Here is a 22429-nt window from a genome sequence, read left to right as displayed (position 1 = left end):
TTAAGATACTCAGTTTTAGGATTGATTATCAATAAATAGTATATTCTGTTTCCTAAAGCAGGCTGTTTATCTACTAAATCAAATACAATAAATTGCACTCCTAAATTGATATAAACCAAATTCAATAACTGGAGTTACACAAAATGTTTGCCAACCAATTACAACTAGCGCGTGCTCTAGAGTTACCAACACGACAAGCCATGCTTTACCGTGAACAATCAGTACAACACTTTTGGAATAGCAACACCGACCTAATTACAAACGCGTGGAGCGAATGGGAAGCAACATCAATAGATAGCTCAACGTTTACGCTTGACGACACACTACTTGATAAAAACCTGCGTGAAGCAGTAAAACAAGCATGGGAAGATCCATCAAAAGAGCTAGCCGTAAAAGCGTTATTACACGAAGTAGCACCTGATGTGTTTCAATTTCAATTTTTTGATCCTGAACGCCTAGCAGTATTACGCGGATATTTAGAACAAGTATGGAATTCGCAAATCCCTATGCGCCCGCCATACGGCATAGTGTTAAATCGCCGTGGTGCCATGCTTGATAGCCGATCAGAAGGTTATTTAGCCGCGCCAAGCTTTCAAGCATTTTATAACGAAATACTAAACACTTATATGCGCCCTATTTCACGTATGCTGTTCCCGGAAGTTATGGGGTTTGATACACAAACATTTGGCTTTTCAATTTATTATGAGCCAAATACAGATTCGTCAATTCGCCCACATACCGACGCATCAGCTGTAACGCTTAACATTAACCTAAATTTACCAGGCGAAGAGTTTACAGGATCACAAGTGGACTTTTATCACCCGTACACAGGTGACATTAAATCACTTACCTTTAAGCCTGGTACTGCCATGTTACATCGAGGCAATATTGCACACGCAGCCAAGCCTATTACCAGTGGCGAGCGAACTAACTTTGTATTGTGGTTGTATGGGGAGCGCGGTCGATTACCAGCACAAGGTGCACCACGCATTCCTGTTGATGTTAAACAGCGCTGGAGCAACCCAAACAAACCAAATGATGGCTATGCACCATTTTAAGTAATCGCTTTTAAAGTTTTAAATACAAATGGCTGCCTAATTTAAGCAGCCTTATAAAAATAAAGCTCATCCAGTAACCAACACGTTTTAAATTTAGTAATATCAAAAAACCGCCCTATTCATAATCTATATTGTCGCCACTTATAACAATAGATAACACAAATTTTCCGCCTTGCTTTTCTTATGTCCCAGTACTTCGCTTAACAAAGTACAAAATTTAGAGGGATGGTATGTTTTTTTGTATTTAATTGATAAGCCACTGTAATGCTTAAGTTGGTAATTTAATAAACTGTGCTATCTTTTTACTATCTATATCATAAAAATAAGCGCTAACATGTTGTTCCGAGGTACAATTGCCATAGCTATATTGGTAATTTCCGCTGCTAATAAAAGCTATGCAGATGAAGTAGACGTGCAATTTAGCGGTTTTGCATCCTTAACACTCAGCTACACGGACGATTCAGATATTGGCTTTGCATCGAGTTATTCAAATGTCAACGAATCTGGTTTTTCAGCAACGCGAGATTCAATTTTAGGTGGGCAGGCTAATATATCATTGGCCAAAAATTGGGACTCTGTGTTTCAAGTAGTTATTCAAGATCATGCCTTTAAAAGCTTTGATAATTTTTTAGAGCTCGCCTTTGTGCGCTATCGCCCTACCCGTCATTGGGCTATTCGTGCAGGCAGGTTAAATAGTGACCTTTACTTACTATCGGAATACCCTTACGTAGGATATGCCTACTTATGGGTGCGCCCGCCTCATTCGCACTACTCGTTTGCAAACATTGCAGGAAATTTCGATGGTGTAGATGTTGAATACAGCAAAGCAATTAACGACGGTTTTTTACGTTTAAAACTTGCTTATGGTAGTACAACAGCCAAGCTACAAGCCTATAATGACGACTTTTTTATTGATTTTGATAACTTAACAACTTTTAGCGCAACCTACTCTTTAGATGCTTGGACTATGCGTTTTTCATTATCAAAGTCAGACTTTGGGGATTATAAGTTAACCTCCTTAGATGAGTATTTAGCCGCACTCAACGCAATACCACAAAGTATATGGCCGCAAGCGCAAAAAATATCAAACAAATTTAACACCAAAGGCAACAGTATAGAATACGCCGCATTTGGGCTTACTTACGATCACAACAATTGGCTAATCCAATCTGAGATGGGTATTTCAGAATCAGATTGGATAGTTGCTCCGTCAGTTCTTAGTGGCTACATTAGTGCAGGTTACCGTGTAGATAACGCAATATTTTATACAGGTTTTACAGCGGCTAAACACCGACATGACGTAATAAAAGTAAACGATCCTGCTTTTCCGCCAAGCACTCCCGAGCAATTTTCAGTGCCTATACAACAACTCGCAGTTGCCAGTCAGTCTGCTGTTAAAGTTACCAATGTTCACCAACACTCAATTAACGTAGGCGTAAAATGGCAACTGTCTGAGCGCATAGCATTAAAAGCCCAGTTAGACCGCTTTGATATAAAGCCTCAAGGCGCTGGCTTATGGAGTCTTAGCAACCCTTCAGATGTTGATGAGGGCCACAAAGTACATATACTTAGTCTAAATGCTAGTATGGTGTTTTAATGATGAGCCCTCGCAACTTGTTTATAACTGCATTGCTGCCCTTGTGCCTGCTTTTTATGAGCTTTTATGCTAAATCTACAGAGTTTGTAGTCGTGGTTAATAAAAGCAATGCGATTAACGCATTATCAAAACGAGAAATTATTGATATTTACATGGGCAGGTATTTAACTTTCCCTGATGGTGAGACATCAAAACCGCTTGATTTGCCCGCGCAATCAACATTAAAAAACGACTTTTACCTGCAGCTGGTCAACAAAAATGAGCAAAAAATTAATGCTTATTGGGCAAGGCTTTTATTTTCAGGGCGCGCAAAGCCACCCACTCCTTCAACATCGGTAGAAGACGCAATAAACAAAATAGCAGCATCACAATTTGCAATTGGCTACATTCCGCTATCGCAAGTTACAGATGAAGTAAAAGTGGTATACACATTTGATTAAAATTATTAGCCAAAAACTCTACATACGCGTCGCTATATCAATTGCGTTAGTTGCTATTGTTGTGTCTTTAGTCTCGTCTATGCTCTCTTATTACTCAGGCTTTAAAGAGAAAAAAAATACAAATTACTTACTCGTTCAACAGTTAGCGCAAACAATGGAAAAAACAGCCGCCATAGCAGCCTACCTAAACGACAGAGAATTAAGCCAAGAAATTATTAACGGCCTACTCAGTAATGACTTAGTGCAAGGCGCAAGCCTAGAAGGAGAAGTAAACCCTAAAGGAGAGATGGATTTATTTATAGCAAAAGGATCTACTAACAAAAAAAATGAAGCTGTTTTAATTAAATTAGTTCACCCTTTTATAGAAGACACTTTTATAGGTGTACTTGCCATATACCCTGATGATAACTTTATTGAACAACAAGCACAGTCAGCGCTTATAAAAGAATTTATCTTAATGCTGATTCAATCCATTGTTATCGCATTTTTTGTATCGCTGGTAGTTCAGCGCTGGCTTACACAGCCTATTCAAAACCTAACCGACAGCTTTGCTAAAATAAATCCAAGCGAGCCAGAAACCCTTAAAATGCTAACCTTCAAGCAAGGCAAGCGGGACGAAATAAGCCGTTTAACCCAAGGTATAAATGCCTTAATGCACGAGCTACATTTAACTATTAGTAATGAGCAAACACTGCGTAAAAAAACTCAAGAGCTAGAAGCTAAATTTAGACTTATTTTTGAACAAGCCAGCGCAGGTATTTGTTTACTCGATGACAAAAACATTATCACCACCTTTAACCCTGCATTTAAGCATTACTTTACCGTACCTGGTGAAGAAGAATTACCAACCTTGCATTTTCCTGAGTTACTTAGCAATGTAGACGAATTACAAAGCCTACTGGCAGATATTCGCTCTGCTAAAAACCCACCACAAACCACCTTAGATGTAGAGTGTAAAGTTGGCTATAAAACGGTATGGTTTCATTGTTTATTTGTAAGGTTAACAGACCAAAGAGATACCAAACGAAACCCCAAACAAGAGCAGCTAGTAGAAGTAATTTTACACGATGTAACCGAGCGCGCCGAACGCGAACAGCAAACCCGCTTTGAAGCCGATCACGACCCACTCACTGGCTTATTAAACCGACGCGCCGGTGAAAAACGCCTTAAAAAAGCACTACGTGAATGTATTAAACATAATGAACATTTAGTGCTTATGATGATTGATTTAGATAAGTTTAAACCCATTAACGACACCTACGGCCACGAAGCCGGCGACAAAGTGCTAATTGAAATAGCGCACAGATTTAAAACACTTTTTCACGAAAAAAACGACATGTGTATCCGCCTAGGCGGTGACGAATTTATTGTTGCGCAGCAAATTAAAACCTACGATAAAACGGCAACACAACAAAAAGCAATCGCCTTACTAAATGAGCTACAACAGCAGGTTAGTATTTCAAACACAAAAACATGCGCAGTGGGTGCAAGCATAGGAATTGCAATAGCCCCATATGATGGTAATGAACTACATCAATTAATGCACAACGGTGATAAAACTCTTTATCACGTAAAAGAAACAGGCCGAGGGAAAGTTGCCTTTTATGACGATATAAAAAATTAGATGGCGTGAATTAGTAACTACATAGTAAATGCTATAATGTTTTTATGGCTTTCAAATAGTCTTTATTATAAAAATAAGCCGCTAACCCAAAATAAGAAATAGCACCTAAATAAGCAATTGGAAAGTGTGAATATACATTGAGGTAAATAAGCAATAATATAAAAAACAGACTAATGCTAAAGCAAACCACTGCCAAAAGCCTGCCTAACCAACATATAGATTGGGCTGCAATATTTAAAACAAACAAGGTAATAGCACCAAGTATTACATACACTAAAGTGTTTAAATCTTCCCCATGCGCTAGACCATCTTCGGTATAGTACATCATGTAATGAGCAAGCGGAGTCAGTGCTAATAAAGCCCAGAAACCATAACTGCTCCAAGTTGATGAGACAAAATAGTCACTACCAATATTAGGCGCAGGAAACGATGCTTTATATCTATTTTGGTTCATGTGAATTCCAGTTAAGCCGTTTTATATAAGTTGATAGCTAGGCTTTTATTAAAAACACAAAAGGCCAATAGACAATAAAAACTATCTGTATTATTGATTTTTATCAAAAAAATTACAACATGATTGCACCACCAACCACAATACAGAATAAAAATTGTACTATTAGCAATTAATCAAAGTAATAAAAAATCTAATTAAAAAGAATATTGAACAATAAACTTTTCAATTGATAGAATGCCCTACTTTTTCCCATAAAGAGATACAATGGCAAACTTCAATACTCACCTTAATACTGCCGTAATCATCACAGGCTTAGGCTCGGCCACTTTATTATCTGCAGGCCATATCGATTTAAAGGGCGCACTCTGGCTTTGGTTTTTAGGTTCTATTGGCGGCTTATTGCCAGATATAGATTCAGATAACTCAACATCACTCGATACTATTTTTAACTTATTTGCACTGAGCGCTGTATTACTGGTACTGCATTACATAACTACCGAGCTCATTATTGAAATTAGCTTTATCGAGTTAATTGTAGTGCCGTTATTGGTTTACGGATTTATGAAATACATTATTAGACCCATTTTTGAATGGATCACAGTACACAGAGGTAGTTGCCACTCTTTACTATTTATACTGTTATGCGCGCTATTAACAACTCAACTAACATGGAAACTGAATGACCAATCAACCACACAAGCTGCCGTTTTTGCCTGGTTAACGGGTGGATTTATTTTACTCGGCGGGTTGATTCATTTATTGCTGGATGAAATTTACAGTGTAGATTTAAGTAACGTCACAATTAAGCGCTCTTTTGGCACCGCTTTAAAAATAGCTGACTTCGATAATAAACTAATTACGCTAGCTTCAATTATTGCCATTGCAGGTTTGATCTATGTTGCCCCTCCCACAGAACAAACTATTACTGCGTTAAGTGATTGGTCTCAATTTACGTTTTTATCTTAACGCCATAAGTAATAAGCCGTTTAACCATATATTCAAAATGTGTGCCCTCTTGGTAATCAAATGTTGATTTACTGAGAGGGCATGAGGCACTGCGCTTTTAGAGTCATGCATAGCTAAACCAAAGCGCCTTTGCAAAGTTAGGTTTAATTAAAAGCAATAGCCTGAGCCTGTTTGTTATTAATTAATACTTTTATAGGTTTAAGTGAAATAATTTACTCGCTTTACCTGTCTTATACCTACAACGATAAACGCTATTTAATACAAATACTAAGCAGTTTGATACATTCAAATCCGCAACAGCTGTTGAAAGCGTCAAATATAAAATCAAAAGAGGTCCATAATGGAATTTACACATAAACGCACCACCCTAATTACAGCATCGTTATTGTTGGTATTGGCGATATCACAGGGTATTTATTCAGCCCTTTACAGTGCTGAAATTAGTTTTTCAAGGCAGGTTGCTTGGGGGCTAGAAGCGTTGGTATTTACTTTATTAGTTGCCTTTGCAGGCACAGCTATGGTGCAAGCAAAAAACGCTCAACTAGGCTGGTCGGCTATCGCGTTTAGTGCAGTACTTAACATAGTGCAGGTAAGTATTGGCCTTACGTTGTTTTCAACATTTGGTAAAGTTGCGGGCACAGTAGAAGGCGCACAACCTTTAATTGGTGGCGTGGTGTCTCTATCATTCATGATTTACTACGCAGCCAAGGTACTATTAGGGTTAGCAGCACTTGTATTTGGCCTGTCGTACTTAGCTAAAGGTGGCAAAGCCATTGGCGGCCTTACAGCACTAGCAGGCACAGTTGCAGTGCTTGCCAATGGCATTTTAATCACCTTTGGCCGCGATGGATTTCTTCCATCAGCTGTTGCTGGCGCTTCAGGCATGATTGCAACGTTACTTTTAGCAATCTGTTTAATAAGCCTTTACCGTAAAGCAGACTAAGGCTTAATGCCTTATGAGTAAGATATTCATTTGAAAAAAAGTATAAACATCGGCGGGTATTAGATTGCTAATTCGCCGATGTTTTGCGATTGATGTATAAGTTAGCTCACACCTAGTTTGTTCTCTTTCAGTAATCTAAAGACTAATTCACAAAGAGGCTATGAGGCGCTTCGCTTTTAGAGGCTATAAATAGCTTGAATCAACAGATTTAACCAATTCATATTTTGATGTGTGAAGTCAAGATTTGACCCCTTTAGCTTCCTTTAGCTTTGGACCCCTTTAGCTTTGATGTTTGAAATCAAGATTTGGCATCGATTATCTAAGCTAATAGCAATTAATAAATTATTTCAGCACTGCCCTTACCAAAAAACTTCTCATATTCTAATGCTGCATATGAGTCCATCATTCCTGAAATATGGTCTGTTACCAAACGCACTTTGCAGTCATTAATTGCTCTCAATTCAGGAGGGAGTAAAATATTATCTTTGTTGTATTTTTTATCAGTATAAACTTCAAAAAGGCCACGGATAATTTTTTCCCCTCTTCGTTCATATAGTTGTATATCTTTTTTGCGTAGTATTGCTTTAAAAAGTAACTTCTTTAAGCCCTCTGCGAGTTTTCCATATTGCTTATAACCTAGAATGCCATCAACCAACCCAATGTCAGAGCACAATGTATTGACAATTTTAGATGTCAGCTCTTTTTTCAAAACAATTGCATATTCTTCAGAGGTTCCTATGCTATCTGCATTCATAGCAACATTTTGAACCTCTTTTGCAATCTCAGCCATCTTTGGAAAAGCTGATTTATATTTTTCACTTATTTTAAATTCATGAACTATTTCACCTAAACTTATCATCCCAAAGCTAAGAGCATCTTCTAAATCATGTGCGGCATATGCGATTTCGTCTGACAAATCCATAATTTCAGCATCAATGCTTTTCTTTATTTTAATTTCATTCTTATCAAGTTCATTTTTTAAAAAATCATAGTCAGTGTCATAAAGAAATTTTTTCGGGTTTTCTTTTCTATTGTAAAAATATTTAGTAACGGCCATCAAGGTACGAATATTTAAATTTAATCCCGAGTAAACATGATGCTTTTTCTCGAGAAGTCGTAAAATTCGAAAAGCTTGAGCATTTCCTTCATACCCACCACAGCCTGAACTCAATTCATTCAAAACAACTTCACCATAGTGACCAAATGGTGGGTTACCTATATCATGAGCTAAAGCGGCAGCTTCTGTTACTACAGTATTCTTAAGGCCTAAGTCAAAAGCTATTGAGCGGGCGATCTGTGCAACTTCTAAACTATGTGTTAGTCGGTTTCTATTAAATTTATTCGCATCGACTCCGAGCAGTTGCATTTTCCCTTGTAATCGACGAAATGAAGAGGAGTATAAAATTCTTGCGTAATCTCGCATCAAACTATTGCGATTATCAGAACGTCCGTCATCATGTTGATGCATTCGATATTCTAATGGCGATAACATCAATTCCTGTTCAATAGCGTATTCAATTACTTCTTTATCGTACATAGTCTTCTCATATTAGTGAATAATGAAATTTGGCTCATAACGCTTTGCTAAGCGACTGAAAATGGCTTGCTACAATAGCGAGGAACGATCGCAGCAAGCTATTTTTTCCGTTTAATTAACTCGTTATACATAAATTACGAGTTTATACGAACGACTGTTTGATTAGTTATACGGTTATTAATTTTTTGTTTCCAAGCAAGCTGCTTTTCCGAAAGTTTACGCTTGTTTTTAGTGTCCATGAGAAATCGATATTCTGTTTCAAAGATATAACCTAACTTATAAGCATGGATTATTAGATCTTCATTTGCGTTAGCTGAATTGTCTTTGGCTATACGTTTAAGTCCTGCGAATAAGTTACCGGTGTCTATACCAATAAATTTATTAATACAAACGTTACCCACATAAGTTTTTCGCTTATTAATTTGATTTTCAATATAACAAAGCTCTTTTATGGCTTGACCACAAGGACAGTTATCCCAACTTTCGTTTATTTCAACCCCAACAAGTTTCCACTCATTTTTTGCATGGTAAAAATCAGTAGCACTAGATAACGCTAGGATATACTCTTTAAGCTTTTCAAAATTGTGTTCCATGCTCAGGACTCCTTCTTTTAAATATAACGAGACTGCAGAATAACTCAAATAGCCAAATTCAATTTAAAAAACGAGTTCCTGTAATTAGCTCTGAGCGTTTTTAAAGCATTAGGGTTGCATTATAGAAAACTATAAAACAGGCTGTTTTTCCTAATAAAGAGTAATTTTACAGCCTCAACACCTCCATAACTGCGTAGCTTTAATGCATCAAGCGGCTGAAAAGCACTTAGTTAATTGACTAGTTATGTGTTTACGCGATTATTTAGGCTGAATATGTTTAAACTTAAACTTGGTAACTATTACCAAAAACAAACCAACTATAAACAAAACAGCTCCCGGAGCTGCGTTAGCGATCACTGATTCATTACCAAAAACTTTCAAACTCCAGTCCATTTCACCCATTACACCCTTAATAAATAGGTAAATACCACCTAGCACGCAAACAAGACCAACGGCAAGGCCGATTATTGAGTAAATTAACTGGTATTTCGCAAGAGCTAATTGGGTAGCTTTATCTGTCTCTGGAGATACCATGCAATGCATCATTTCTCTCTCTCGATTTCTATTACTCATATATCCCTTAATTTTATTTTTAGTGATCACATAACAGCTTGTTGAACCCCACTTTGGGGGTTTCTAACACCCCAAAATGGCGGGTATTACGTTGTTCGATAATTACACCAAACAACTCGTTTATAATTAGACAATAACAATTGCCATTCAGTAGCCTTTATCATTTAACCCTATAACCCATTTTAATAATGTTATGGGACAAATTGCACAACACTGTATTTATATACAGCATACAGTAAAACCTATTTTAAACTTAACCTTTGACTAATCGATTTCTAAAATTACCACTCATTTTGAAACCTTGTATCCCTCTCACAAGGGTCACCATCTCTATCGCCATCCATTTTTGTATTTGGGCAGTTATTAATAAAAAATACAGCCTCTGCTCGGGAAGTCATTTGGCTACAGTGCTGCCTGCCATCACAGGTAAAATTTTGCGTGCTTTTTGGAATAACGCTTTTTGGAATAACGCTTTTTGGAATAACGAGTTTTGGGTATTTTTCATCAAAGGTGGCTAAATCGGCGTTAGTAATAACAGGTGTGTGGTTATTAAATTGCTCGTTACTTTGATAATGGTTGTATTTATTTACTGCGACAAAGCCAAGCACAGCGATAATGCTAATTGAAGCAACTTTGCCTAAAAAGCTACTGGCAAAATTAGATTTGGCAATGCGATGCGGCTGTTGATTGTGTTTTTGATAAGGGGCTTTAAGCTCTGCAACGCCTTCTATACGGCAGTTAACTGCTTTGGTTTTACCGTCGGGCTGCGTAGCTACTTCAAAATAAATGGTGTCGCCAACTTTTGGCTTGCGGCTCATGTGTTTGAGCGCTGATATGTGTATAAACGTGTCGTGTTCTAGGGTGTCTGATTTAATAAAACCAAAACCTTTGTCGGTTTTCCACGTCTTTAACAATCCTTTGTGCATGTATCCGCCTATTATGCTTAAGCTGCGTTTTACGCAAATTCCATTTAGTTAACACTTGTTATTATACGTTCCTAAATTAAAACCATGCAACCAAATATTCATATTGCGTTAATTTTTAGGCTTTATCTAATAAAATAAACTCAAAATAAACGTGCTAAAAACAACTAAGACTCAACTTATTTTATTTATAATTTGCGGCCAAATGTCCTTTAATTCACATCAACCATTACGCACTCACCTACCAACTTAACAGCTTGTTTACACTAGGTTTTGTCATTAGCTATTTCTATCTAAATTAACCGTTTTTAGTACGATTTTTCATTCGTTATTTACTTAATTTATCTATACAATCCACACCTTATTTTTACGCACGTATTTTAAGTGATTATCTCATGTTACTAACCGTTGTTTATATTATTGGTATTACCGCAGAAGCCATGACCGGCGCACTTAGCGCAGGACGAATGAAAATGGATTGGTTTGGCGTAGTGCTAGTAGCCAGCGCCACGGCAATTGGTGGTGGTAGCGTGCGAGACATATTACTAGGCAATTACCCGCTTACTTGGGTGCAACACCCAGAGTATTTATTAATTACCTGTATTGCCGGTATTGTCACTACGTGGCTTGCTAAATGGGTGGTTAAATTTAAAGGCATATTTATGCGCCTAGACGCCCTTGGTTTAGCAGCCTTTAGTATTATTGGCTGCCAAGTGGGGCTAAATATGGGGCTGCATTACGGTATTTGTGTAGTGGCTGCGGTTGTTACTGGCGTATTTGGTGGGTTACTGCGTGATTTAATATGTCGCCAAGCGCCGCTTGTATTACATAACGAGCTATACGCGAGTGTATCGTTACTTGTTGCCTGTTTATACTTAGCGCTACACCATTACAATATTGACGATAACATTAGCATTATTGTAAGCCTTGTTGCTGGCTACTTAATACGTATGGCATCAATACGCTTTAAATGGCGCTTACCTACCTTTAGTTTATTAGAGCAACACGCTAAATAAAAATAAACTTTAATACAAAATAAGGCAGGTAATATACCTGCCTTAGTTAATATAACTATTAGCGTATTAATTTAATGCCCGCTTACATCACTTAACGCGGTTTTTAACCCGCTGTTATTTTGCTTAAGTACACTAAAACTGCCATCAGTTTCTAGCACTACTGCGGCAACATCTTCTATGGCTAGTATACCAGCGCCACGAATAGCGGCGCGAATTTCTGACTTTGTTACGCGCTGCGATTTAAGTGCAGCCGTGCAGTATTCACCATCACTTAGTAATAACGTGGGTTTTGCTTTTATAAGCGCAGCAAATTTTGACGAGCGCACACTAAGCCACGTAATAATATATTGCAGCCCTATTAATACTACAAAGGCGAGTATGCCCTCAGCTAACGGAACACTTTTTGAAATAATAACAGACGCCAATATAGAGCCCAGCGCAATGGTGACTATAAAGTCGAACACGTTCCACTTTGAAAGCGTACGTTTACCCGATACACGCAGCCAAAACACCAGTGCAATATAACCCAGTACACCTATTGTAAGTACACGTAATAATCCCTGCATATCATCATAAAACATAGTGGTTCCTTGCTATTAAAGGTGGCAATTAGCTTTTGCTTATAACCCTACATGGCACTAAGTTAAATAACGATGAATAAAGTGCCTGCATTTACTTTGTTAGTTGTTTTACAAACTTAATTTTGCTTAGCTCTGTGCTTTGTTTATCAACGTAGCCACAAACGTGATAACCATTAGTGATTAGCATAGTTAGCATTTGAGGAAACCGGTTCATCGATTTAACGTGTATATTGGTAAAACCTTGTTCATAAGCCCACTTTTCTTGTTGGACAAGTAATTTTTTAGCAATACCTAATCTACGATAGTTAAAATGCACTCCACCAAGCCAACTATAAAATTGTGTATTAGATAGCTCATAGCCAATTTTAAAACCAACTAATGTATCTTCTTTATGTGCTACTAATATCAATGCTTTTTTGTTTTCTAAACGGTTACGTAAAGTGTCACTATCAATGGCTGTTAGTAGTTCAGGGATATATTCACTCACTGCGGTTACATCATCAATTGTGCCTGTGGTTATAGTTATAGCCATAAAATTCCTTGTTTTTATTATATGATTTGACCTAGACAGTTTAAATTTAAACTACGGTTGATTATGATGGTTTAAGCATTATATCTTTATTTTCGCTTTATCATTTTTGAAAGGATCACCATGTCTAACTATAACGAATCTCCAGAACAAGTTGAACAGGCCACTCAGGGCTTTGTTATGCAACAAACTATGTTACGTATTAAAGATCCAAAGCCGTCGCTTGAATTTTACCAAAATGTATTAGGTATGAAGCTGTTAGGTAAGTATGATTTTCCTGGTATGAAGTTTACGCTTTACTTTTTAGGCTACGAGCTAGAATTGCCACAAGGTGATGATAAAACTAAAGCAGAATGGGTGTTTCGTCGCCCTGCGCTAATTGAGCTTACCCATAACTGGGGCACTGAAAACGACGACAGCTTTGAGGGATACCACAGTGGTAACCAAGAACCTAAAGGCTTTGGCCATATTGGTATTAGCGTACCGGATGTTTACGAAGCCTGTGAGCGCTTTGCAAAATACGATGTTGAGTTTGTTAAAAAACCAGATGATGGCTCAATGAAAGGCTTAGCATTTATTAAAGACCCTGACGGCTACTGGATTGAAATACTATCTGCTGAGGGCATTACTGAGATTATTCTTTCTCAGTAATCACTGTTTATACTAGAAAACCAGCTTAGAGTTGGTTTTCTTAATTATTTTTACTCACTAATTTCACACTTTAAATAGCTTTAAATAACTACAACAAGTTATTTATAAGCCCAGGCATCGGTTATTGTTACTTGGCAATTGTTATAACTAGCCGCTTGTTTTTGCGCAATACCTCTTACTCTAAAGTTTGTTGAGTCATTAGGAAGTATAATTAGGTCTTCGTCGGTTATTGATAGCGTATCGACTAGTGCGTTTTGATCTGTTAAAAAATCGACCTTAAACTTTATATTTTTAAACGAAAAGTCCGACTCGTTTTTTACCTGCCCTATGCATGCAACATACAATGCATCGTTTTCATTTTTAGTATGAATTTGGCTAACATTAGCGATTAAGTTTTTTTGTGCTTGATCTTCGAGCCCTGCTACATAAATATTTTGATAAAAAATAAACCCAAAAATACCAACAATACTAAGTGCTAATGCACCAATAATAATGGGATTGTTTTCTAAGTTAGAATATTTGGCTTGAAGTGAGGTGCATTGTGGGCATTTTTTAGCCCGTGAATCTATAGCGCTAAAGCACATAATACATTCTTTAGTGTGTTGCACCTTTTCCATTACAATAAGCATCCTTGTTAAGTATTAAATGTTAAGTATTGCTGGCTTTAAAGTACTTTACTTTACTCGTACCTAGTAACCCCGTAAACACATATAGCTTAAAAAAGTAACTATTTTATAATGCAACATAACACACTGTATATAAATACAGTGCGTGCGATTTTAGCATTTTAACGTAAACATAAAAAAGCCAGCAGTTAAGCTGGCTTAGAATATTTACTAACTTACATAGTTACTTACGTAGTGCGTCTATTCGCGCATCAAGCGGTGGGTGCGATGAAAACAGCTCAGCAACACCTTTGCCACTTGCAATACCAAAGGCCATCATTGAGCCTTCTAATTGCGAAGGATGGTTTTGCTTTAATCGCTCAAGGGCTGAACGCATTTTATCAGCACCAACTAGTTTTGCTGCGCCGCTGTCGGCTGCAAATTCTCGTTTACGGCTGTAACTTGCAACCACTATGCTTGCTAGTACACCAAATAATATTTGGAATAACATATCGAATAAGAAGTATGTCCAGCTACTGCCGCCCTCTTCCTCATCGCTATTAATAAAGTTATCTACAATGCCTGCCAGTACTTTTGCGGCAAATATTACAAAGGTGTTTACCACGCCTTGTATTAGCGTAAGCGTTACCATGTCGCCGTTAGCCACGTGCGATACTTCGTGGGCAAGTACGGCTTCGGCCTGATCTTTGGTCATGTTGTGCATTAAGCCTGTGCTTACTGCCACTAACGAGTTGTTTTTACTTGGGCCCGTTGCAAACGCGTTCATTTCTGGGCTGTCGTAAATAGCCACTTCTGGCATTTTAATACCTGCTTTTTGTGCTTGCGCAGATACCGTTTGTACAAGCCAATGTTCGGTTTCGTTTCGAGGCTGCGTAATCACATGCGCACCTGTTGATTTTTTAGCGATCCATTTCGACATAAATAACGAAATAAACGATCCACCAAAACCAAATACTGTGGCTATAAGTAAAATTCCGCCAAGGCTACGATGGCTTAAGCCCAGCGCACTCATTATTATTGAAAGCACTACACCTAATACCAACATAACCGCTAGGTTAGTTAATAAAAACAAAAATATACGTTTCATATTGTCCTCACAAAAATAGGTTTGATCACCGAACATAAAATTAAATTAGGTTAAAGCAATCACTGCGTTATGACACACTATGTCATAACGTTAACGCTATTCTGTGACAAACTATGTCATAACACAAGTGTTATTTATGTGTTTATTGATAATTTTTTTAAGAAGGGTTTTACAGCAAATTTAAGACTAAAGTTTCTTTATAAGTCAGCTTATTACAAGCTGTTATTTAGCTCTGCCATATCAATTGGAAAACCACGCTCGTGTGCCAATATGCGTGCAACTTCGTCAATTTTTTCGCCGCTATTATGTTTAAGGTACGACCATTGGTGGGTACTGCGGTGATGATTTACAGCAGGATCGCTACTTATTATTCCTAATTTTATAAACTCACCCACTATTTGATCTGCCGCTATTAACGTTGACGATGCTTTAACATTTTCGGCCCGTGCGTAACTAATATGCGAATATAAACTTACATCGGCTACGCGCAAGGTGTCGTCCTCACCTGGGATTTGTTGCCCGCCATACAAGGCATTATTTTGTGTATTAGCAGTTTTAAACGCAGGAACAAACTCGGCTACATAATCAATTGCTGTTAGGGTGCGTGTTTGCAATGCAGCTTTGTCCCACCCATCTTTAATATAATGCAGGTATTTATTGGGAAGTTTAGGTTGTGCGCTCATTGGCGTGGCATCAGCTAACCCATCATTAAACAATGTAATGTTGTTAGTCATGCCATGTATTTGAAAGTAACCATTAGGGTAAGGGGTTAGCTGCGCCATACCTTCTGGCGTACCACGGTTACCATAAATAATTATTTCGGGTATTTGCCCACCAGCACCTTGCCAATGAGTAATGTAAGAGGCTTTAAATTCAACCATGCGCTTTACATCTACCCCAACCAGGTCGTCAATAATACCGGTTTGAAAACCACACGCATTAATTAGGTAATCTACCTCAATGGTTTGTGAATCGACTTGTGTATCGGTTGAAGTATCAGGTTGTTCATTAAGGCTTGGCTCTGATTGGTATTCAATGTGCCATTTAAGTGTTTGCTTATCATTATTGGTATTTATAACTGGCGATACGTTTTTAACACTGGTGCTTGTTAAAACATGAGCGTGTTTATACTGTGCAAGGGCGAGTTGTGCACTGGCCGATAAACGAAATATATTCCAGCCATATTCTTGTGCAACAATAAGCGGAAACTTTAGCTTGTCTAAATCTAAATGCTTAGCCACGGGTATCATCCACTCATCTAACGACGTGGGCTTGGCTACTTGTTTTTGCTTGGCAAGCTTTAGCATTTGCTCATAACTATATAACTGATAATAATGCTCAGGCTCGCCTAATACTTTGTTAGCGCTGTCTTGCTGTACAAGCTCGCTGTAGGCTTTTACTAATTTATTTAAACGCGGAAATAAATCTTCCGGTGAGTCGTCATCGCGCTTAGGCACTGCAAATACTGTGGGGCGAACATCGATGGTGTGAGGGTAAAGGCGAGCAATATCTATACATTGCTTGAGTAAATCTATGCAGTCTTCATCGGGTATTTCACGGTATAAGTTGCCACCTGCATGCAAATGGCACATTGGAGGGCCATCAATTAACGACTTTTTCTTTTCAAGCACATAAGTTTCTAACCCTAACGCAGCAAGTCTAATGGCTATTGTGGCGCCAGCTGTGCCTCCACCTATTATACCTACGCGTTTTTTAGGTAAGCCATAGTTTAGTGCTTTTGGCTCAGCGCTTACGTGCGCATCTGGGGCGTAGTTTTCAATAAATGGGTGCGTCATATAGTCGTTATGTCCTTAGTAACATTGTCTTTAAGCAAGCTATGTATTTATAAATGTTTATATGTGTACTAAGGCTGACTATTTCAAGATTTACCTAAAAAAGTAACTTTTTTAAAACCACTTAAGTGTTTATAGATAACGCACTAAGCAAGCTTTTGTATATTTGTAACTTAGGAGTTTGCTCGCTGTATGGGCTTATGGCAAGTATTGGAAACGGTAAACGTGCTTTAAGTGAATCAAGGTTTGCTTGGTACTCGTCCATATTTTTATCTACTTGGTTTGCAATCCAGCCAACGCAGTTTATACCCATACTTTGCATATGCGCAGCGGTTAGTAACGCATGATTTAAGCAACCTAGTTTCATACCAACAACGAGTATTACCGGCATTTTTTCCGCTTTAACCCAGTCGTATAAATAATCGTTTTTATTAATAGGTAATGCCCAACCACCAGCACCTTCGGTAAGTATAATGTCAGCGCCCTGTTGTTTTACGTTTTTATAAGCATCACTTAGTTTATCTACAGTAATACTAATCCCAACTTGCTCAGCGGCTATGTGCGGCGCAATAGGGGGTGCAAACGCAAACGGATTTACTACGTCGTATTTAGCGCTCACTGTTGCGCTTTCCATTAGTATGAGAGCATCGGCATTTACCAGCTGATCGAACGCCATTTCGCAGCCAGCAGCAAGGGGCTTAAAGCCAATAGCTTGTTTTTTATGTTGGGCAAGTAACTTTAATAGCAAGCTGGTAACGTGGGTTTTTCCGGCATCAGTGTCGGTGCCTGTTATAAAAAATTCTTTCATGCGTTGCCTTTAATGCCTTTGGGCTTATTTAATGTCTTTGGGCTTATTTAGTGTTTTTCTAATGATAACAGCACCACATGATAAGACACACATGCTTTGTTATTTATAAGCGGATATGCACTGCATACTTTTTGTAGCGCCGATTTGGTAAGTAACCCTTGGCGCGTATTATTATGATTTTGCGTAGTTGCACCTATAGCTTTAATTGAGGCAATAGCTTTTAAAGGTGTTGTGTATTTATCGGTGTAAATACGTTTTTTAGCACTATTAATAGTAAAGCCTGCATTTTGGACTGATTGGTTTATATACTGTTCACTATTAAAAGTATTTATATGGCTGTTTGAATCAAGCGCTGCAAAGGCTGTTTTTATTTCGTTAAGTGAGCCCTCTACCACAGTGCTTATGTACGCCTGCCCGCCTGGTTTTAATATACTGTAAAGTGATTGCATTAAAGCCGAAAAATTGGCAGACCACTGCACTGCAAAATTACTGTAAATTATATCAACACTGTTTGCTTGTAGCGGTAAGTTATCCATATCTGCGCATATTTTTGGTGCGGTTAAATCACTACTTTGCAACATGTTTAAGCTCAAATCCATGGCAATAACGCTTGCAAATACGCTTTGTAAGCGTTGTGTATTAACAAGCGGGCCTGCGCCTAAATCAACACAAAGCTTATTTTTATTAATGCCTGGTTTTATTAGCGAAAATAGATCGCTCGCAGCATGTTTTTGTACATTTGCATGGGTGTTATAACTCGCTGCCGCCTTTGAGAACTTACTTTGGGTAGACTTTTTAAGCTCCTTGCTTAGCTCTCGATTTGGCTCGTTATTTAATTCTTTATTTGAATCGCTACTTACTAGGCACGGTTTTACAAGTTGTGTTTGCACTAGATCTGTTTTTAATACTGGCTGAGCAGTCATGCTATTGCACCTACTAAATGCTTAACTAAGTGCGTTATGTCCTGCTCGGTATGTGCAGCGGTTAAAGTAATGCGCAAACGTGAGGTGTTATGTGCAACTGTGGGCGGTCTAATTGCAGTGAGCCAAATACCCTGTTGTTTAAGTTTATCTGCCGCTTGCAACGTTTGCTCAGCGCAGCCTAATACAATGGGTTGTATGGCTGTGTTTGACTCCATTACAGCAATATTATGGCTTTTAGCGAGTTGCTTAAATAATGCAATATTGGCATTTAGCTTATCGCGTTTATCATCAGCTGTTTTTATGCTTTTAATACGCGCAAGTGTGTGGCTTGCCATAAGCGGCGACATAGCGGTTGAATACGTGTAATCGCGATTAAATTGCAGCATGTAATCAATAAACTGTTTACTGCCTAATACACACGCGCCACTACTAGCCACTGCTTTACCAAAAGTAATGACTAATATATCTGGCAGCGTTTGAGTAATAAACGCTTCGCAACTGCCCAAACCTGTTTTACCTAATGCACCAAAGCCGTGTGCGTCGTCAATCATTAGCCATGCGTTGTGCTGTTTTGCAAGTGCGAGTAATTCTTTAAGAGGCGCGGTATCGCCATCCATCGAAAACACACCTTCGCTTATAATAAGCTTGTTTTGCGCTTTTGATTTTTCGAGCCGTGAGCGTAAATGGTTCATGTCGTTGTGATTAAAACGCACTAAAGCCGCGCTTGAGTGCATAGCCCCGTCAATCAAGCTTGCATGATTTAACTTATCTTGAAAAATAGCGCTGTTTTGAGCAGTGGCTTTATCTTGAAACAACGCTTTAATTACGCTGCTATTAGCGCTAAACCCTGAGTTAAATAACATTGCAGCGCCATAACCGAACTGCTCACATAAGTATTGTTCAAGCGCTTTTTGCTGAGCCTGATAACCCGTAACCAATGCTGAGCTGTGACTCCCTAATGCGTGGGAGTCATTAAGATTAACAGCCACATCACCAAAACCTAAGTAATCGTTACTGGCAAAATTAAGATAGGTTTTATTATTAACCGTTATGGTGCGCGCTGTAGCGTGTTGTACTACGTGGCGTTTACGAAGCAGTGCATCTTGCTGGCGAGCCTGCAGATGCGTATTTATAAAATCAAAAGGCATAGATATAAAAGCCTACGCTTCGTAAAACAATTCAGAGGTTGCTTTGTCGGCTACTTGCGATGAAAGCGAGGCTTCAACTGCTTCGTCTGAATAGTCGTGACGTTTTTCTGGGTTCATGCCTAATTTTTTAATTAGGTTCATATCGGCATCAGCGTCTGGGTTTTCGGTGGTAAGTAGTTTGTCACCATAAAATATTGAGTTAGCGCCTGCAAAAAAGCACATAGATTGCATTTGCTCGTTCATGGCGTTGCGCCCTGCCGATAAACGTACATAACTGTGTGGCATCATAATGCGCGCTGTTGCTATGGTACGTATAAATTCAAAGTGATCTAAATCGTCTACGTTTTCAAGCGGAGTGCCTTTAACTTTAACGAGCATATTAATAGGCACGCTTTCTGGCTGTTGTGGCAAATTAGCTAATTGCATAAGTAGTCCAAAACGGTCGCTTGCTTGCTCGCCCATACCTACTATTCCGCCCGAGCATACTTTCATACCAGCATCGCGTACGTGGTCAATGGTATTTAATCTATCTTGAAAAGTACGGGTTGATATAATTTGCTCGTAATACTCAGGAGACGTGTCAAGGTTATGATTGTAGTAATCAAGCCCAGCGTCTCTAAGTTCATGGGCTTTTTCGTTTGTGAGTTTACCCAGCGTCATACAGGTTTCTAACCCTAGCTCTTTTACTTCTTTAACCATTTGCGAAATGTATGGCATGTCTCTGTCTTTTGGATCTGACCATGCAGCCCCCATACAAAAACGGGTAGCGCCTTTTTGTTTTGCAAGGCGTGCTTGTTCTACTACTTTTTCTACTTCTATTAAGCGTTCGCGTTCTAAATCTGTTCGGTAATGCCCCGACTGCGGACAGTACTTACAGTCTTCTGGGCAAGCGCCTGTTTTAATTGATAACAACGTAGAAATTTGCACTTCATTTGGGTTGAAGTTAGCACGGTGAACCGATGCGGCTTTAAACAGTAAATCGTTAAATGGCATTTCAAATAATGCTTTAACTTCAGCGTGGGTCCAATCGTGACGAACAGGTGCAAGTTCCATAATACTCTCTTATTTTTTTCATAACGGTGATATTGGCTTAGTCTACGAGTTGAAGTACCATTGTCAACGAAGCCAACCAAGTTAAAGTTTACATATGACTAAAAAGAATACGATTGACCTTGATTTTGATCGTGAGCACATTTGGCACCCATATACGTCTATGACTAAGCCAATTCCGGTATACCCCGTTACACATGCAAATCACAACATTATTCACCTCGAAACTGGTGAGCAATTAATCGATGGCATGGCCTCGTGGTGGAGCGCAATACATGGCTATAATCACCCTGTTATAAATAACGCCATGATTGAGCAAATTAATAATATGAGCCACATTATGTTTGGCGGTATTACGCATAACAGCGCGGTAGAGCTTTGCAAAAAAATAGTAAATATAACGCCGCCTAGTTTAACTAAAGTGTTTTTAGCCGACAGCGGCTCAGTAAGTGTTGAAGTAGCAATTAAAATGGCGCTGCAATATTGGTTAAGCCAAGGCATTACAACAAAACAAAAACTAATGACGCCTTACAAGGGCTACCATGGCGACACCTTTGCAGCCATGAGCGTATGCGACCCAGTTAACTCAATGCATAGTTTATATTCAGGCTTTTTACCTGAGCATGTATTTGTACCCGCACCGGTTAGTCAATTTGGGGGCGAGTTTAACCAAACCGAAGCCCAAGAGCTTGAAGAATACTTTAAAGCAAACCACAGCCAAGTAGCCGCCTTTATCATTGAGCCTATTGTACAAAACGCAGGTGGTATGAACTTTTATCACCCTGATTATTTAGCCTGCGTGCGTAAATTGTGCACCCAATATAATGTACTGCTAATTTGCGACGAAATTGCCACAGGCTTTGGCCGTACAGGTAAATTATTTGCTGTAGAGCACGCCAATATAGAACCCGATATAATGTGTATTGGTAAAGCATTAACTGGCGGTTCAATGACGCTATCGGCCACTATCACTAGCGATAAAATAGCCATTGGCATAAGCGAAGGTGAAGCAGGTGTTTTAATGCACGGCCCTACTTTTATGGGTAATCCGCTTGCCTGTGCAGCGGCCTGTGCAAGTATTGACTTGTTACTTGAGCAAAACTGGCAACATCGAATAAAGCAAATAAACACCCAGCTACAACAACTTAAGAAATGCAGTGAACTAGATGCGGTTGCCAATGTGCGTACCTTAGGTGCAATAGGTGTTGTTGAACTAAACGAGGCTGCGGGCAATGTTGATGTTGCTAAAATTCAGGCTTATTTTGTAGAGCAAGGTGTATGGATACGCCCATTCGGTAAACTAATTTACCTTATGCCACCGTATATAAGTGACGACACCAGTATAAAAACACTTTGTGATGCCATTTACGATGCCATTAAAGGCAAGCATTACGCTTAATAGCTGGTAGTGAATACTGGTTATAGCGCTATTTACTGTAACCTACCGCTACATTTAGTGTTTTTATCTATTAAGCGAGTTTGTGGTTATTGATCTCGTTAACAATTAGC

Annotated in this window: 23 protein-coding genes; 9 read left to right on the top strand and 14 right to left on the bottom strand. The window is 38.7% G+C overall.

Annotated features, from left to right (window positions below):
* Nucleotides 1–143: 143 nt before the first annotated feature.
* The 4 genes from I6E69_RS07700 to I6E69_RS07685 all read left to right on the top strand — a co-directional run bounded on the left by I6E69_RS07700 (nucleotide 144) and on the right by I6E69_RS07685 (nucleotide 4719).
* On the top strand, nucleotides 144–1058 hold the full coding sequence (locus tag I6E69_RS07700; RefSeq protein ID WP_197120970.1) for a 2OG-Fe(II) oxygenase family protein: 915 nt from the start codon (nucleotides 144–146) through the stop codon (nucleotides 1056–1058).
* A gap of 334 nt (nucleotides 1059–1392) precedes the next feature.
* Nucleotides 1393–2655, top strand: a complete 1263-nt coding sequence (locus I6E69_RS07695) for a hypothetical protein (protein ID WP_197120969.1) — start codon at nucleotides 1393–1395, stop codon at nucleotides 2653–2655.
* A complete protein-coding gene (locus I6E69_RS07690) occupies nucleotides 2655–3095 on the top strand; it encodes a hypothetical protein (RefSeq protein WP_138489075.1) in 441 nt (146 codons plus the stop codon). Before I6E69_RS07695 ends, I6E69_RS07690 begins: the two co-directional genes overlap by 1 nt.
* Nucleotides 3088–4719: a sensor domain-containing diguanylate cyclase gene (locus tag I6E69_RS07685; RefSeq protein WP_197120968.1), complete on the top strand. Its 1632-nt coding sequence runs from the start codon at nucleotides 3088–3090 to the stop codon at nucleotides 4717–4719. The genes I6E69_RS07690 and I6E69_RS07685 overlap by 8 nt, the downstream gene beginning before the upstream one ends.
* Nucleotides 4720–4750: 31 nt before the next feature.
* Here the strand turns inward: I6E69_RS07685 and I6E69_RS07680 are convergent, their stop codons facing one another.
* The gene (locus tag I6E69_RS07680) at nucleotides 4751–5173 is read right to left on the bottom strand and encodes a hypothetical protein (RefSeq protein WP_197120967.1); all 423 of its coding nucleotides are present in this window, start codon (nucleotides 5171–5173) and stop codon (nucleotides 4751–4753) included.
* A 264-nt stretch (nucleotides 5174–5437) separates the two neighbouring features.
* On the opposite strand from I6E69_RS07680, the gene I6E69_RS07675 reads away from it, so the two are divergent.
* Nucleotides 5438–6139 (top strand): metal-dependent hydrolase, encoded by a 702-nt coding sequence (locus tag I6E69_RS07675; protein ID WP_197120966.1) that lies wholly within the window; start codon nucleotides 5438–5440, stop codon nucleotides 6137–6139.
* 340 nt (nucleotides 6140–6479) lie between these two features.
* Nucleotides 6480–7082: a thiamine biosynthesis protein ThiC gene (locus I6E69_RS07670; protein ID WP_197120965.1), complete on the top strand. Its 603-nt coding sequence runs from the start codon at nucleotides 6480–6482 to the stop codon at nucleotides 7080–7082.
* A gap of 334 nt (nucleotides 7083–7416) precedes the next feature.
* Here the strand turns inward: I6E69_RS07670 and dgt are convergent, their stop codons facing one another.
* The 4 genes from dgt to I6E69_RS07650 form a co-directional block, all read right to left on the bottom strand.
* On the bottom strand, nucleotides 7417–8619 hold the full coding sequence (gene dgt, locus I6E69_RS07665; protein WP_197120964.1) for a dGTP triphosphohydrolase: 1203 nt from the start codon (nucleotides 8617–8619) through the stop codon (nucleotides 7417–7419).
* A 134-nt stretch (nucleotides 8620–8753) separates the two neighbouring features.
* On the bottom strand, nucleotides 8754–9212 hold the full coding sequence (locus I6E69_RS07660) for a hypothetical protein (protein ID WP_197120963.1): 459 nt from the start codon (nucleotides 9210–9212) through the stop codon (nucleotides 8754–8756).
* A 258-nt stretch (nucleotides 9213–9470) separates the two neighbouring features.
* Entirely contained in the window at nucleotides 9471–9785 is a 315-nt protein-coding gene (locus I6E69_RS07655) for a hypothetical protein (RefSeq protein WP_197120962.1), read from the bottom strand.
* A gap of 281 nt (nucleotides 9786–10066) precedes the next feature.
* Nucleotides 10067–10711: a cold shock domain-containing protein gene (locus I6E69_RS07650; protein ID WP_197120961.1), complete on the bottom strand. Its 645-nt coding sequence runs from the start codon at nucleotides 10709–10711 to the stop codon at nucleotides 10067–10069.
* 392 nt (nucleotides 10712–11103) lie between these two features.
* Between I6E69_RS07650 and I6E69_RS07645 the strand changes: the two genes are divergently transcribed.
* On the top strand, nucleotides 11104–11724 hold the full coding sequence (locus I6E69_RS07645; protein ID WP_007586765.1) for a trimeric intracellular cation channel family protein: 621 nt from the start codon (nucleotides 11104–11106) through the stop codon (nucleotides 11722–11724).
* Between the two features lie 71 nt (nucleotides 11725–11795).
* On the opposite strand, the gene I6E69_RS07640 is transcribed toward I6E69_RS07645, so the two are convergent.
* Together I6E69_RS07640 and I6E69_RS07635 are read right to left on the bottom strand one after the other, a co-directional pair.
* A complete protein-coding gene (locus I6E69_RS07640; protein WP_197120960.1) occupies nucleotides 11796–12305 on the bottom strand; it encodes a DUF421 domain-containing protein in 510 nt (169 codons plus the stop codon).
* Nucleotides 12306–12396: 91 nt separating this feature from the next.
* Nucleotides 12397–12837: a GNAT family N-acetyltransferase gene (locus I6E69_RS07635; RefSeq protein WP_197120959.1), complete on the bottom strand. Its 441-nt coding sequence runs from the start codon at nucleotides 12835–12837 to the stop codon at nucleotides 12397–12399.
* 120 nt (nucleotides 12838–12957) lie between these two features.
* Here I6E69_RS07635 and gloA point away from each other — a divergent pair, with 120 nt between their 5' ends.
* The gene (gene gloA / locus I6E69_RS07630; RefSeq protein ID WP_193226439.1) at nucleotides 12958–13485 is read left to right on the top strand and encodes a lactoylglutathione lyase; all 528 of its coding nucleotides are present in this window, start codon (nucleotides 12958–12960) and stop codon (nucleotides 13483–13485) included.
* 98 nt (nucleotides 13486–13583) lie between these two features.
* Here gloA and I6E69_RS07625 read toward each other — a convergent pair whose 3' ends face one another.
* The 7 genes from I6E69_RS07625 to bioB all read right to left on the bottom strand — a co-directional run bounded on the left by I6E69_RS07625 (nucleotide 13584) and on the right by bioB (nucleotide 20923).
* The gene (locus I6E69_RS07625; protein ID WP_197120958.1) at nucleotides 13584–14102 is read right to left on the bottom strand and encodes a hypothetical protein; all 519 of its coding nucleotides are present in this window, start codon (nucleotides 14100–14102) and stop codon (nucleotides 13584–13586) included.
* Between the two features lie 232 nt (nucleotides 14103–14334).
* On the bottom strand, nucleotides 14335–15198 hold the full coding sequence (gene htpX / locus I6E69_RS07620; RefSeq protein ID WP_197120957.1) for a protease HtpX: 864 nt from the start codon (nucleotides 15196–15198) through the stop codon (nucleotides 14335–14337).
* 212 nt (nucleotides 15199–15410) lie between these two features.
* Nucleotides 15411–16994 (bottom strand): FAD-dependent oxidoreductase, encoded by a 1584-nt coding sequence (locus I6E69_RS07615; RefSeq protein WP_197120956.1) that lies wholly within the window; start codon nucleotides 16992–16994, stop codon nucleotides 15411–15413.
* A gap of 121 nt (nucleotides 16995–17115) precedes the next feature.
* Nucleotides 17116–17799 carry a dethiobiotin synthase gene (bioD, locus tag I6E69_RS07610; protein WP_197120955.1) on the bottom strand — a complete coding sequence of 228 codons (684 nt, stop codon included), beginning with the start codon at nucleotides 17797–17799 and terminating at the stop codon, nucleotides 17116–17118.
* Between the two features lie 47 nt (nucleotides 17800–17846).
* Complete coding sequence (locus I6E69_RS07605; protein WP_197120954.1) at nucleotides 17847–18722, bottom strand: methyltransferase domain-containing protein; 876 nt, start codon at nucleotides 18720–18722, stop codon at nucleotides 17847–17849.
* Nucleotides 18719–19870, bottom strand: coding sequence for an 8-amino-7-oxononanoate synthase (locus I6E69_RS07600; protein WP_197120953.1), 1152 nt, complete (start codon nucleotides 19868–19870; stop codon nucleotides 18719–18721). Before I6E69_RS07600 ends, I6E69_RS07605 begins: the two co-directional genes overlap by 4 nt.
* A 12-nt stretch (nucleotides 19871–19882) precedes the next feature.
* On the bottom strand, nucleotides 19883–20923 hold the full coding sequence (gene bioB / locus I6E69_RS07595; protein ID WP_002961242.1) for a biotin synthase BioB: 1041 nt from the start codon (nucleotides 20921–20923) through the stop codon (nucleotides 19883–19885).
* Nucleotides 20924–21017: 94 nt separating this feature from the next.
* Between bioB and bioA the strand changes: the two genes are divergently transcribed.
* Nucleotides 21018–22319: an adenosylmethionine--8-amino-7-oxononanoate transaminase gene (gene bioA, locus I6E69_RS07590; protein ID WP_197120952.1), complete on the top strand. Its 1302-nt coding sequence runs from the start codon at nucleotides 21018–21020 to the stop codon at nucleotides 22317–22319.
* Nucleotides 22320–22429: the final 110 nt, after the last annotated feature.

The organism is Pseudoalteromonas sp. NZS100 (assembly GCF_015864815.1).
Classification (GTDB): domain Bacteria; phylum Pseudomonadota; class Gammaproteobacteria; order Enterobacterales; family Alteromonadaceae; genus Pseudoalteromonas; species Pseudoalteromonas distincta.
Note: the sequence above shows the minus strand (reverse complement) of the source record. Positions and strands in the feature narration are given on the sequence as shown.